This window comes from Pseudomonas sp. RC10-4-2 (assembly GCF_050433085.1).
Classification (GTDB): Bacteria; Pseudomonadota; Gammaproteobacteria; order Pseudomonadales; family Pseudomonadaceae; genus Pseudomonas; species Pseudomonas aeruginosa.
Window position 1 is genome coordinate 1362233 of sequence record NZ_JBNPXX010000001.1, and the last position, 12594, is coordinate 1374826.

At 64.0% G+C, this 12594-nt stretch carries 12 protein-coding genes; 9 read left to right on the top strand and 3 right to left on the bottom strand.

Translation table 11 applies throughout. The annotated features are described in order from the left end of the window. Positions 1-323 precede the first annotated feature (323 nt). From fadB to FHW81_RS06400, 6 genes are all read left to right on the top strand, one after another. Positions 324-2471, top strand: a complete 2148-nt coding sequence (gene fadB / locus FHW81_RS06375) for a fatty acid oxidation complex subunit alpha FadB (RefSeq protein WP_121413049.1) — start codon at positions 324-326, stop codon at positions 2469-2471. 30 nt (positions 2472-2501) lie between these two features. Then, positions 2502-3677 (top strand): acetyl-CoA C-acyltransferase FadA, encoded by a 1176-nt coding sequence (fadA, locus tag FHW81_RS06380; protein ID WP_003113978.1) that lies wholly within the window; start codon positions 2502-2504, stop codon positions 3675-3677. Between the two features lie 193 nt (positions 3678-3870). Beyond that, positions 3871-4134, top strand: a complete 264-nt coding sequence (locus FHW81_RS06385) for a DUF1653 domain-containing protein (RefSeq protein ID WP_003109484.1) — start codon at positions 3871-3873, stop codon at positions 4132-4134. A gap of 90 nt (positions 4135-4224) precedes the next feature. Then, entirely contained in the window at positions 4225-6831 is a 2607-nt protein-coding gene (gene topA / locus FHW81_RS06390) for a type I DNA topoisomerase (RefSeq protein ID WP_003091201.1), read from the top strand. Positions 6832-6937: 106 nt separating this feature from the next. Further along, the gene (locus tag FHW81_RS06395; RefSeq protein ID WP_003113979.1) at positions 6938-7456 is read left to right on the top strand and encodes a DUF6586 family protein; all 519 of its coding nucleotides are present in this window, start codon (positions 6938-6940) and stop codon (positions 7454-7456) included. Between the two features lie 205 nt (positions 7457-7661). Beyond that, a complete protein-coding gene (locus FHW81_RS06400) occupies positions 7662-7895 on the top strand; it encodes a hypothetical protein (RefSeq protein WP_003109483.1) in 234 nt (77 codons plus the stop codon). Between the two features lie 21 nt (positions 7896-7916). Here the strand turns inward: FHW81_RS06400 and sulA are convergent, their stop codons facing one another. Beyond that, positions 7917-8402 carry an SOS-induced cell division inhibitor SulA gene (gene sulA, locus FHW81_RS06405; RefSeq protein WP_023088192.1) on the bottom strand — a complete coding sequence of 162 codons (486 nt, stop codon included), beginning with the start codon at positions 8400-8402 and terminating at the stop codon, positions 7917-7919. Between the two features lie 11 nt (positions 8403-8413). Beyond that, positions 8414-9028 (bottom strand): transcriptional repressor LexA, encoded by a 615-nt coding sequence (gene lexA, locus FHW81_RS06410; protein WP_003091196.1) that lies wholly within the window; start codon positions 9026-9028, stop codon positions 8414-8416. Positions 9029-9259: 231 nt separating this feature from the next. Between lexA and psrA the strand changes: the two genes are divergently transcribed. The 3 genes from psrA to FHW81_RS06425 all read left to right on the top strand — a co-directional run bounded on the left by psrA (position 9260) and on the right by FHW81_RS06425 (position 11910). Continuing rightward, positions 9260-9961 (top strand): transcriptional regulator PsrA, encoded by a 702-nt coding sequence (gene psrA / locus FHW81_RS06415; protein WP_003091195.1) that lies wholly within the window; start codon positions 9260-9262, stop codon positions 9959-9961. 201 nt (positions 9962-10162) lie between these two features. After that, a complete protein-coding gene (gene nagZ / locus FHW81_RS06420) occupies positions 10163-11161 on the top strand; it encodes a beta-N-acetylhexosaminidase (RefSeq protein ID WP_003118092.1) in 999 nt (332 codons plus the stop codon). Between the two features lie 11 nt (positions 11162-11172). Continuing rightward, positions 11173-11910 (top strand): S-methyl-5'-thioinosine phosphorylase, encoded by a 738-nt coding sequence (locus tag FHW81_RS06425; RefSeq protein WP_003091193.1) that lies wholly within the window; start codon positions 11173-11175, stop codon positions 11908-11910. A gap of 45 nt (positions 11911-11955) precedes the next feature. Here the strand turns inward: FHW81_RS06425 and FHW81_RS06430 are convergent, their stop codons facing one another. Then, positions 11956-12585, bottom strand: a complete 630-nt coding sequence (locus tag FHW81_RS06430; RefSeq protein ID WP_003091190.1) for a CsiV family protein — start codon at positions 12583-12585, stop codon at positions 11956-11958. Between the last annotated feature and the right edge of the window lie 9 nt (positions 12586-12594).

Here is a 12594-nt window from a genome sequence, read left to right on the forward strand (position 1 = left end):
CCCATGGCGCCGATCATCGAACATCTGAATGGTCCGACAGAGGCTGGCTGAATGGCCCTGCGCAGAGGGCCTGGAGGAGGACAGGTGTTTTCCGGATGGCTGATTGACAATTCCCGGCTTTTGCCGGAATGTGTGCGCACCCAAGTCAAACGGGCGTATGAATCGAGCGTTTGCCTCGCGCAGGCCTCGACAATAGAGACCCGGTTATCGCGTCGGCGGGTGTGCCGAAGGGTTTGGGACTATGCTCGGCGGTTGCCGAAAGGGTCCCGACACGGCGTCCGATGTGTAAGTTCAAGCTTCCATAATAGCGTGGAGATCAGTTGATGATTTACCAAGGTAAAGCCATCACGGTTAAGCCTCTTGAGGGCGGCATCGTCGAGTTGAATTTCGATCTCAAGGGCGAGTCCGTCAACAAGTTCAACCGTCTCACCCTCAGTGAGTTGCGTGCGGCAGTCGATGCGATCAAGGCCGATGCATCGGTCAAGGGCGTGATCGTGACCAGCGGCAAGGACGTGTTCATCGTTGGTGCCGACATCACCGAGTTCGTTGACAACTTCCAGCTGCCCGACGAGGAACTGATGGCGGGCAACCTCGAAGCCAACAAGATCTTCAGCGACTTCGAAGACCTGGACGTACCCACCGTTGCCGCGATCAACGGCATCGCCCTCGGCGGCGGCCTGGAGATGTGCCTGGCCGCGGACTTCCGCGTGATGAGCGCGACCGCCAAGGTCGGCCTGCCGGAAGTCAAGCTGGGCATCTACCCGGGCTTCGGCGGCACCGTCCGCCTGCCGCGCCTGATCGGCTGCGATAACGCCGTCGAGTGGATCGCCTCGGGCAAGGAAAACAAGGCCGAGGACGCCCTGAAGGTCGGCGCCGTCGACGCCGTGGTCGCTCCCGAGCAACTGCAGGCCGCTGCCCTCGACCTGGCCAAGCGCGCCGTCGCCGGCGAGCTGGACCACAAGGCACGTCGCCAGCCGAAGCTGGAAAAGCTGAAGCTGAATGCAATCGAGCAGATGATGGCCTTCGAAACCGCCAAGGGCTTCGTCGCCGGCCAGGCCGGTCCGAACTACCCGGCGCCGGTGGAAGCCATCAAGAGCATCCAGAAGGCCGCCAACTTCGGCCGCGACAAGGCGCTGGAAGTCGAAGCCGCCGGCTTCGTCAAGCTGGCCAAGACCTCGGTCGCGCAGAGCCTGATCGGCCTGTTCCTGAATGACCAGGAACTGAAGAAGAAAGCCAAGAAATACGACGAAGTCGCCAAGGACGTGAAACTGGCCGCCGTGCTCGGCGCCGGCATCATGGGCGGCGGCATCGCCTATCAGTCGGCGCTCAAGGGCACCCCGATCCTGATGAAGGATATCCGCGAAGAGGGTATCCAGATGGGCCTGAACGAGGCCGCCAAGCTGCTCGGCAAGCGCGTCGAGAAGGGTCGCCTGACCCCGGCGAAGATGGCCGAGGCGCTCAATGGCATCCGTCCGACCATGTCCTATGGCGACTTCGGCAACGTCGACATCATCGTCGAAGCCGTCGTCGAGAACCCCAAGGTCAAGCAAGCCGTGCTCGCCGAAGTGGAAGGCGCGGTGAAGGAAGACGCGATCATCGCCTCCAACACCTCGACCATCTCCATCAGCCTGCTGGCCCAGGCGCTGAAGCGTCCGGAAAACTTCTGCGGCATGCATTTCTTCAACCCGGTGCACATGATGCCGCTGGTGGAAGTGATCCGTGGCGAGAAGACCGGTGAAACCGCCATCGCCACCACCGTCGCCTACGCCAAGAAGATGGGCAAGAGCCCGATCGTGGTCAACGATTGCCCCGGCTTCCTGGTCAACCGTGTGCTGTTCCCGTACTTCGGCGGCTTCGCCAAGCTGCTGAGCTTCGGCGTCGACTTCGTGCGCATCGACAAGGTGATGGAGAAGTTCGGCTGGCCCATGGGCCCGGCCTACCTGTCCGACGTGGTCGGCATCGACACCGGCCACCATGGCCGCGACGTCATGGCCGAGGGCTTCCCGGACCGCATGGCGGTCGAGGGCAAGACCGCCGTCGACGTGATGTACGAGGCCAACCGCCTGGGCCAGAAGAACGGCAAGGGCTTCTACGCCTACGAGACCGACAAGCGCGGCAAGCCGAAGAAGGTCACCGATCCGCAGGCCTACGAAGTGCTCAAGCCGATCGTGGTCGAGCAGCGCGAAGTGACCGACGAGGACATCGTCAACTTCATGATGATCCCGCTGTGCCTGGAAACCGTGCGTTGCCTGGAAGACGGCATCGTCGAGACCGCTGCCGAGGCCGATATGGGCCTGATCTACGGCATCGGCTTCCCGCCCTTCCGTGGTGGTGCTCTGCGCTACATCGATTCGATCGGTGTCGCCGAGTTCGTGACCCTGGCCGACAAGTACGCCGAGCTGGGCGCGCTGTACCACCCGACCGCGAAGCTGCGTGAAATGGCCAAGAACGGTCAGAAATTCTTCGGTTAATCGCGGAACGACTAGAGCGAGAGTGAATTTATGAGCCTGAATCCGAGAGACGTCGTCATTGTCGACTTCGGCCGCACCCCGATGGGTCGTTCCAAGGGTGGCATGCACCGCAACACCCGCGCCGAGACCATGTCGGCGCACCTGATCAGCAAGCTGCTGGAGCGTAACCCGAAGGTCGACCCGGCCGAAGTGGAAGACGTGATCTGGGGCTGCGTCAACCAGACCCTGGAGCAGGGCTGGAACATCGCGCGCATGGCGTCGCTGATGACCCAGATCCCGCACACCAGCGCCGCGCAGACCGTCAGCCGCCTGTGCGGTTCGTCGATGAGCGCGCTGCACACCGCCGCCCAGGCGATCCAGACCGGCAATGGCGATGTATTCGTCATCGGCGGCGTGGAGCACATGGGCCACGTCGGCATGATGCATGGCGTCGACCCGAACCCGCACCTGTCCCTGTACGCCGCCAAGGCCTCGGGCATGATGGGCCTGACTGCGGAAATGCTCGGCAAGATGCACGGTATCAGCCGTGAGGCGCAGGACAAGTTCGGCGCGCGTTCGCACCAACTGGCCTGGAAGGCCACCCAGGAAGGCAAGTTCAAGGACGAGATCATCCCGATGGAAGGGTATGACGAGAACGGTTTCCTGAAAGTCTTCGACTTCGACGAGACCATTCGTCCGGAAACCACCGTCGAGACCCTGGCCGAGTTGAAGCCGGCGTTCAATCCGAAAGGCGGCACCGTGACCGCGGGGACCTCCTCGCAGATCACCGACGGTGCCTCCTGCATGATCGTGATGTCGGCCCAGCGCGCCCAGGACCTGGGCATCCAGCCGATGGCGGTGATCCGCTCCATGGCCGTGGCGGGTGTCGACCCGGCGATCATGGGCTACGGCCCGGTGCCGTCGACCAACAAGGCGCTCAAGCGTGCCGGCCTGACCATCGCCGACATCGATTTCGTCGAACTCAACGAAGCCTTCGCCGCCCAGGCCCTGCCTGTGCTGAAGGACCTCAAGCTGCTCGACAAGATGGACGAGAAGGTCAACCTCCACGGCGGCGCCATCGCCCTGGGTCACCCGTTCGGTTGCTCCGGTGCGCGCATTTCCGGCACCCTGTTGAACGTGATGAAGCAGAACGGCGGTACCCTTGGCGTGTCCACCATGTGCGTGGGCCTGGGACAGGGTATCACCACCGTCTTCGAGCGCATCTAAGCGTTCGTCGAAGGGGAAAGCCGGGGCCTCGTGCCCCGGCTTTCGTTTTTCAGTGTCAGTCGTTTCCGGCTGTATCGAGCGAATGACGCCCCGGGAGCGCGGGTTTGCCTATTGTGCGATCCGTGCCTATACCGGGCTGTTGTATGTCGGCATTGTGCCGTTGTTTTCCGATTTTCGAGACAAGGTAAGGAACATGGACCTGCAGGCTGGGCTCTATCGTCATTACAAGGGACAGAACTACCGGGTCCTGGGTGTCGCGCGGCATTCGGAGACGGAAGAGGCGCTGGTGATCTACCAGGCGCTGTACGGCGAATTCGGTCTCTGGGTGCGTCCGCTGGAGATGTTCACCGAGGCCGTGGAGGTCGATGGCGAGTGGGTGCCGCGCTTCGTCCTGGTGAGTCCCGAGGCCGATCCCCTGGGCTTGCAGAAAGCTCCCGGCGGGGAAGACCGCGCTTGACCTTGGCTCGTTCGCCACTATATATAGCGGTGCCGCGCTAGTCGCTCCCTCCTTTATATTCATCTTTTCGACGCAGGAACCTTCCGATCCATGGGTAAATCGCTGGTCATCGTGGAATCCCCGGCCAAGGCCAAGACCATCAACAAGTACCTGGGCAGCCAGTACGTGGTGAAGTCGAGCATCGGCCACATCCGTGACCTGCCCACCAGTGGTTCGTCGAGTTCCAAGGAGCCGGCGGCCAAGGGCCGCAAGAGCGCCTCCGAGGCGCCGGCGCTGTCACCGAAGGAGAAGGCCAGGCGCCAACTGGTCTCGCGCATGGGGGTCGACCCCGAGCATGGCTGGAAGGCCAAGTACGAGATCCTGCCCGGCAAGGAAAAGGTCATCGACGAGCTGCGCCGCCTGGCCAAGGACGCCGACACCGTCTATCTCGCGACCGACTTGGACCGCGAAGGGGAGGCCATCGCCTGGCACCTGCGGGAAGCCATCGGCGGCGACGAAAGCCGCTACAAGCGCGTGGTATTCAACGAAATCACCAAGAAGGCCATCCAGGAGGCCTTCTCCCAGCCCGGCGAGCTCGATATCAACCGGGTGAACGCCCAGCAGGCGCGGCGTTTCCTCGACCGCGTGGTCGGCTACATGGTCTCGCCGCTGCTCTGGCAGAAGATTGCCCGTGGGTTGTCCGCCGGCCGCGTGCAGTCGGTGGCGGTGAAGCTGGTGGTGGAGCGCGAACGCGAGATTCGCGCCTTCGTCCCGGAAGAGTACTGGGAAGTGCATGCCGACCTCGGTACCGCCAAGGGCGCCAACGTGCGCTTCGAGGTTACCCGTGAGAAGGGCGAGGCCTTCAAGCCGCTCAACGAAGCCCAGGCCATGGCGGCCCTGGAAAAGCTCAAGGCCTCGGCCTATAGCGTCGCCAAGCGCGAGGACCGGCCGACCTCCAGCCGACCCTCGGCGCCGTTCATCACTTCCACCCTGCAGCAGGCGGCGAGCAACCGCCTGGGCTTCGGGGTGAAGAAGACCATGATGATGGCCCAGCGTCTCTACGAGGCCGGCTACATCACCTACATGCGTACCGACTCGACCAACCTGTCGGCCGATGCCATTGGCATGGTCCGCGGTTTCATCGAGGACGAGTTCGGCCAGAAGTACCTGCCGGGCAAGGCCAACGTCTACTCGAGCAAGGAGGGCGCCCAGGAAGCGCACGAGGCGATCCGTCCTTCCGACGTCAACCTCAAGCCGACCCAGCTGTCCGGCATGGAGCGTGACGCCGAGCGCCTGTACGACCTGATCTGGCGCCAGTTCGTGGCGTGCCAGATGACCCCGGCCGAATACCTCTCGACCAGCGTGAGCGTCACCGCCGGCGATTTCGAGCTGCGCGCCAAGGGCCGCATCCTCAAGTTCGACGGTTATACCCGGGTACTGCCGCAGCAGAGCAAGCCGGGCGAGGACGACGTCCTGCCGGAAATGAAGGAAGGCGAGAACCTCAAGCTGATCAAGCTCGATCCGAGCCAGCACTTCACCAAGCCGCCGGCGCGCTACTCCGAAGCGAGCCTGGTCAAGGAACTGGAGAAGCGCGGTATCGGCCGCCCCTCGACCTACGCGGCGATCATCTCCACCATCCAGGAGCGCGGCTACGTAACCACCCACAACCGCCGCTTCTATGCGGAGAAGATGGGCGACATCGTCACCGATCGGCTCAACGAGAGCTTCGCCAACCTGATGGACTACGGTTTCACCGCCGGGATGGAGGAGCATCTCGACGACGTGGCCCAGGGCGAGCGCGACTGGAAGCACCTGCTCGACGAGTTCTACGGCGATTTCAAGAAGAAGCTCGAGGTGGCCGAAGTCAGCGAGAAGGGGATGCGCGCCAACCAGCCGACCCTGACCAACATTCCCTGCCGCGAGTGCGGCCGGCCGATGATGATTCGTACCGCCTCCACCGGCGTGTTCCTCGGCTGCTCGGGCTACAGCCTGCCGCCGAAGGAACGTTGCAAGGCGACCGTCAACCTGATTCCCGGCGACGAGATCGCCGCGGACGACGAGGGCGAGTCCGAGTCGCGGGTGTTGCGTGGCAAGCATCGCTGCCCGATCTGCAGTACCGCGATGGACGCCTACCTGCTGGACGAGAAACACAAGCTGCATATCTGCGGCAACAACCCCGACTGTCCGGGCTACGAGATCGAGGAAGGCCAGTACCGGATCAAGGGCTACGAAGGGCCGAGCCTGGAATGCGACAAGTGTGGCAGCGAGATGCAGTTGAAGACCGGCCGTTTCGGCAAGTTCTTCGGTTGCACCAATCCGACCTGCAAGAACACCCGCAAGCTGCTGAAGAATGGCGAGGCGGCGCCGCCGAAGATGGACGCCATCCGCATGCCTGAATTGAAGTGCGAGAAGGTGGACGATATCTACGTGCTGCGCGACGGCGCTTCGGGCATGTTCCTGGCCGCCAGCCAGTTCCCGAAGAACCGCGAGACCCGCGCGCCGTTGGTGAGCGAGATCATCCCGCACAAGGCCGAGCTGGATCCCAAGTACCATTACCTCTGCGACGCCCCGCAGAAAGACCCGGACGGCCGTCCCGCGGTGATCCGTTTCAGCCGCAAGACCAAGGAGCAATACGTGCAGTCCGAGGTCGATGGCAAGCCCACCGGCTGGCGCGCCTTCTACGATGGCGGCAAGTGGAAGGTCGAAGACAAGCGCTGATGGATGGCGCGCCCGCTTGCATGGGGCGCGCTTATACTGCGCGAAGGCCGGGCGCTGACCTGTCCTGCGCTCCGCATTCCTTCCAGTTTTAATCGGGAGTACCGGCATGGCCCAAGAGCTTTATACCCGCACCAACCAGAAGCTGTATTTCGCCGGGTTGGCTCTGGAGGCCTGGAAGCGAGCCGATGCCGAGCGGGCGATGAATGCCCAGGCGATCATCCAGGGGGAGCGCGAGTCGGCGCTGTTCCACCTTTATGGCGCAGTGCTCGGTGTATGCCATGAGATCGCCGGTTACTACCGTCTGCCGCAGGCTGCCGCTCCTCGCGTGGATGCATTGCTGAATGCCGAAGTGCTGGCGGCCGCGCCCAGCCCCGAGCTGGCTGAACTGGTGGAGTTGGCGTCGCAGCCGGAAACCTGGCTGGGCCAGTTGCTGGGCGCCTACTCCGAGCTGTTCCTGCCGCCGCGACCGACCAAGGCAGCGAAGATCGACCCCAGCACACCGTTGATCGTTGCCGTGAGTATCGACGAAGAAGCCCCCTTGCTTTCTCGCGAAACCCTCGAGGAATGGCGGCAGTCGCTGAAGCAATTGGTCCTGCGTTTTCGCGAGAGCCTGACGGAGCTGTAACGCCGTCGTCATTCGCCGATCAGCGGTAGGACATTTTCCTACCGTTCCACTCGGTTGATTTGCCAGCAAAAAAATTTAGCGGATGCCGTCCGGGCGCTCTGGAACCGCCGTTACAGGCGCGAGAGGGGAACCGGAAGGCGGATGCGGGCTAGGGATGCACTGGATGGGCTGTTACAATGTCGCGTCTTCGTAGAGAGCGTCTGTCATGCCAACATCCTTCCTTGAAATCGTAGAAATGCCCGACGGGCGCATCGTGCTGCGTCGCGCCGATGACGAGGAGGCGTTGGTGACCCTGGAGTTCTCCGGGGACGCGAAGAATTTCCTGCAAGGCCAGCATGTCGAAGTGGCCAAGGCCATGTTCAATGTCGGCGTGCAAATGGCCGGTCGTCTTGCCGAGGGCGAGATGGAACACGACGAAGGCCCCCGCGTCCTGCACTGAACGCTGTCCCCCGCCGTTTTTTCAACCCAGACGAATATTCAGGCTCTGTGCTTGGCCCAGTTGGGCGGCGCGGGACAGTTGCTTGCGCGCCGCCCGGCTCAGCGGTTCCAGCCAACTGACCACGGTGTGGCTGCGGCCCAGGCGCAAGGCCTCGCAACTGAGCGCCAGGGCAGCGGCGTTGTCCTTCGCCTGCAGTAGCAGGATGCGCTCGCGGTTCAGGCCGGCGCGGCGCAGCCATTCATGGGTCAGGCTCGCCGGCGGAGCGATCAGGGTCAGCCAGCGGGCATCCTGTTCCTCGCTGAGCTCGCGGAGAATCGGTGCGAGCAGGGTCAGGCAGTGCCCCGGCAGGCCGCTGAGCGAAAGTTCGCTAAAGGCAGCGGGTTCCTCGATGGAGGTGCTGGAAGGGCTGTCGATGACATCGTCGAGCAAGGGTGCGCCGTTGCTGGCCCAGAACGCTTCCTGGAACAGTGGCAACTGGGCGCTGGGCAGCGAGTGGGAGGTCTGCATGGTATCTCCTGTCAGCGCCGGATCACGCCGACGCTCAAGCCTTCGATGATCAGTTCCTGCTCCTTCAGATCGACTTCGATCGGAGCGAACTCAGGGTTTTCCGCCAGCAGCCAGACCTTGCTGCCTTCGCGCTTGAAGCGTTTCACCGTGACCTCCTCGCCGATCCGCGCGACCACCACCTGGCCGTTGCGCGCTTCGCGGGTGACGTGGACGGCCAGCAGGTCGCCGTCGAGGATGCCGATGTCCTTCATGCTCATGCCGCGCACGCGCAACAGGTAGTCGGCGCGAGGATTGAAGAAGGCGGGATTGATCCGGCAGGATTCCTCGATGTTCTGTTCGGCGAGGATCGGTGCGCCGGCGGCGACCCGTCCGATCACCGGCAGGCCCTCATCGTCGTTGGCGGCATGCGGTTCGAAGCCGGGAATGCGGATGCCGCGAGAGGCGCCCGGAGTCATTTCGATGGCGCCCTTGCGTGCCAGCGCCTTGAGGTGCTCCTCGGCGGCGTTCGGCGACTTGAAGCCGAGTTCCTGGGCGATTTCCGCCCGGGTCGGCGGAAAGCCGTGGTCTTCCAGGCAGCGCTTGATGAAGGAGAGGATCTCGGCTTGGCGGGGCGTCAGCTTCTGCATGTCGTCGCTCTGTGTTTTTATCCAGTGACTGGGATTATATACAGTGAGCGAGGCGTGGCAATGATTTTCCGCATGACATTTCGTCCTGCGTCACGATGAAGTTGGCCAGTGTCTTGCTTCCGTTTTTCGGGACTTCTCTGTAATTTTCCTGACTGGTGCGTCATCTGCCGCTTGACAAGGGATGTGGCTGAAACGTATGTTTCAAACAAGTGTTTGTCAGGCGGAGAAACCATGGCCCAGTCGGAAACCGTCGAACGCATTCTCGATGCGGCGGAACAGCTGTTCGCGGAAAAAGGCTTCGCCGAAACCTCGTTGCGTCTGATCACCAGCAAGGCCGGGGTCAACCTGGCGGCGGTGAATTATCACTTCGGTTCGAAGAAGGCGCTGATCCAGGCGGTGTTCTCGCGCTTCCTCGGGCCATTCTGCGCCAGCCTGGAAAAGGAGCTGGATCGTCGCCAGGCCAAGCCCGAGGCCCAGCACGCCACCCTGGAGGACCTCCTGCACCTGCTGGTGTCCCAGGCGATGGCGGTGAAGCCGCGCAGCGGCAACGACCTGTCGATCTTCATGCGCTTGCTCGGCCTGGCCTTCAGCCAGAGCCAGGGGCACCTGCGCAAGTACCTGGAAGAGGTCTACGGCAAGGTCTTCCGGCGCTACATGCTGCTGGTCAACGAGGCGGCGCCGAAGCTGCCGCCCATCGAGCTGTTCTGGCGCGTGCACTTCATGCTCGGCGCGGCCGCCTTCAGCATGTCGGGGATCAAGGCCCTGCGGGCGATGGCGGAAACCGATTTCGGCGTGAACACTTCCACCGAGCAGGTGATGCACCTGATGGTGCCGTTCTTCGCCGCCGGCATGCGCGCCGAGAGCGGCATCGACGATCCGCTGCTGGCCGGGGCGCAACTGCGCCCGCGGAACAAGACGCCCGCCAAGGCCTGATCGCAGACGGCGCCCGAGGGCGCCGTTTTCCTTTCTCCTTTCTCTGTGCTCCGGGCGGAACTCCATGCGCCGGGCCGGCTCCATTGGCAGGCGCGCGGTACTGCCTCGGGGCTTAAGTCTTTCTGCCGGGTGCAGTACAGTGTGCGCTGTCTGAGGCCCGTGACGGCGGGCTTCGCTGATTTCCAGGCCATAGGACTCTTCATGCAAGGCTCTCTGATGCTCGACATCGGCGGCACCTGGCTGACCGCCGAGGACCGCCAAATCCTGCGCCACCCCGAGGTGGGCGGGCTGATCATCTTCGCTCGCAACATCGAGCATCCTGCCCAGGTTCGCGAACTGTGTGCGGCCATTCGCGCCATCCGTCCCGACCTGTTGCTGGCCGTCGACCAGGAAGGAGGGCGCGTGCAGCGCCTGCGCCAGGGCTTCGTGCGCCTGCCGGCGATGCGCGCGATCGCCGACAACCCCAATGCCGAAGAGCTGGCCGAGCATTGTGGCTGGCTGATGGCGACCGAGGTGCAGGCGGTCGGCCTCGACCTGAGTTTCGCGCCGGTGCTGGATCTCGATCACCAGCGCAGCGCCGTGGTCGGTAGCCGCGCCTTCGAGGGCGACCCGGAGCGTGCCGCGCTGCTTGCCGGTGCTTTCATTCGCGGCATGCATGCCGCCGGGATGGCCGCCACCGGCAAGCATTTTCCCGGTCACGGCTGGGCCGAGGCCGATTCCCATGTGGCGATTCCCGAAGACGCGCGCAGTCTCGAGGAAATCCGGCGCAGCGACCTGGTTCCGTTCGCCCGCCTGGCCGGACAGCTCGACGCGCTGATGCCGGCCCATGTCATCTATCCGCAGGTCGACCCGCAGCCCGCCGGCTTTTCCCGGCGCTGGTTGCAGGAGATCCTGCGCGGCGAGCTGAAGTTCGACGGGGTGATATTCAGCGACGACCTGTCGATGGCCGGCGCCCATGTGGTCGGCGACGCCGCCAGCCGCATCGAGGCCGCCCTGGCCGCGGGCTGCGACATGGGCCTGGTGTGCAACGACCGGGCTTCCGCCGAGCTGGCCCTGGCTGCCCTGCAACGCCTGAAGGTGACCCCGCCGTCGCGTCTGCAACGCATGCGTGGCAAGGGCTACGCGAATACCGACTATCGCCAGCAGCCGCGCTGGCTGGAAGCACTGTCCGCGTTGCGCGCCGCGCAACTGATTGATTGAGGGAGCTGTCGATGAGTGTCTACGCGATTATCGGAGGAACCGGCCTGACCCAGCTGGAAGGGCTGACGCTGAGCGAGTCCCTGCCGATCGAAACGCCGTATGGCGCGCCGTCCGCGCCGCTCCAGCGTGGCCGCTACGCCGGGCGCGAGGTGCTGTTCCTGGCACGTCACGGTCATCCGCACCGCTTCCCGCCGCACCAAGTGAACTACCGGGCCAATCTCTGGGCGCTGAAGCAGGCGGGTGCCGAGGCGGTGATCGCGGTCAACGCGGTGGGTGGCATCCATGCGGCGATGGGAACGGGGCACCTGTGCGTGCCGCACCAGTTGATCGACTACACCTCGGGACGCGAGCACACCTATTTCGCCGGCGATATCGAGCATGTCACCCATATCGACTTCAGCCACCCCTATGACGAGCCGTTGCGCCAGCGCCTGATCGAGGCGTTGCGTGCGTTGGGGCTGGCGCACAGCAGCCATGGGGTCTACGCCTGCACCCAAGGGCCGCGCCTGGAAACGGTGGCGGAAATCGCCCGGTTGGAGCGGGACGGCAACGATATCGTCGGCATGACCGGCATGCCCGAGGCGGCACTGGCCCGCGAGCTGGACCTGCCCTACGCCTGCCTGGCGCTGGTGGTCAATCCCGCGGCGGGCAAGTCGGCGGGGATCATCACCATGGCCGAAATCGAACAGGCGTTGCACGATGGCATCGGCAAGGTGCGCGAGGTGTTGGCGCGGGTCCTGGCCGGCTAGGCGGCCATCGCAACGAAAAAAAGGCCGCTATTGCGGCCTTTTTCGCTATTGCGCAGGAGGTGCGGCGTCGAAGCCGCCTTCGACGGGGGGCGCGTCCGCCGGTGCCTGCTGTTCTTCCATTTCCATGGGATTGGGGGCGGCGGGACGGGCGCCGACCGGCACCACCTTGATCAGGATGCCCAGGCTCGGATGGTCGAGATAGGTCAGTTCGCCATTCTTCAGCCGCGTGCCCTGCCTGATGTGCTGGCTGCCGGCGAGGAAACCGTCGTCGCCGAAGCGATTGACCCAGAAATCGGCCTCCATGTCGACGAAGCGCACCTGGCTGAGGGTCAGCGTACCTTCCACCGGGAAATGATGATCCTGTTCCTGGCCTTCGCTGAGGGCGATCTTCACCGGGGTCTCGCCGATGTCCTGGCGCCAGGCCTTGTGCAGCAGCACGGTGTAGCCGTTGTCCTGGCTGAGCTTGGCGAGCTGGTTGTCGAGCGCGGTGGCGCGCAGGGCGTCGCTGGCCAGCGGCTGTGCGCCGGTGGCCCAGTCGTCCGGGGCCGGCTGGCTGGACGGCACGGCATCGCCGGCCTGGCGGAACACCACCAGTTCCACCTGGTAGGGACCGCCGGCGAATGCCGCGGGGGCGGCCAGTGAGAGCAGCAGGGCAAGGCAACGGAACAAGCGCATAGGCTAATC

Excerpts from the sequence above, each read along its gene's own strand:
- FHW81_RS06385 (WP_003109484.1), top strand. The coding sequence starts at position 3,871 with ATGGACCTGCAGGCTGGGCTCTATCGTCATTACAAGGGACAGAACTAC.
- FHW81_RS06425 (WP_003091193.1), top strand. The coding sequence starts at position 11,173 with ATGAGTGTCTACGCGATTATCGGAGGAACCGGCCTGACCCAGCTGGAA.
- FHW81_RS06395 (WP_003113979.1), top strand. The coding sequence starts at position 6,938 with ATGGCCCAAGAGCTTTATACCCGCACCAACCAGAAGCTGTATTTCGCC.
- nagZ (WP_003118092.1), top strand. The coding sequence starts at position 10,163 with ATGCAAGGCTCTCTGATGCTCGACATCGGCGGCACCTGGCTGACCGCC.
- FHW81_RS06400 (WP_003109483.1), top strand. The coding sequence starts at position 7,662 with ATGCCAACATCCTTCCTTGAAATCGTAGAAATGCCCGACGGGCGCATC.
- sulA (WP_023088192.1), bottom strand. The coding sequence starts at position 8,402 with ATGCAGACCTCCCACTCGCTGCCCAGCGCCCAGTTGCCACTGTTCCAG.
- topA (WP_003091201.1), top strand. The coding sequence starts at position 4,225 with ATGGGTAAATCGCTGGTCATCGTGGAATCCCCGGCCAAGGCCAAGACC.
- FHW81_RS06430 (WP_003091190.1), bottom strand. The coding sequence starts at position 12,585 with ATGCGCTTGTTCCGTTGCCTTGCCCTGCTGCTCTCACTGGCCGCCCCC.
- fadA (WP_003113978.1), top strand. The coding sequence starts at position 2,502 with ATGAGCCTGAATCCGAGAGACGTCGTCATTGTCGACTTCGGCCGCACC.
- fadB (WP_121413049.1), top strand. The coding sequence starts at position 324 with ATGATTTACCAAGGTAAAGCCATCACGGTTAAGCCTCTTGAGGGCGGC.
- lexA (WP_003091196.1), bottom strand. The coding sequence starts at position 9,028 with ATGCAGAAGCTGACGCCCCGCCAAGCCGAGATCCTCTCCTTCATCAAG.
- psrA (WP_003091195.1), top strand. The coding sequence starts at position 9,260 with ATGGCCCAGTCGGAAACCGTCGAACGCATTCTCGATGCGGCGGAACAG.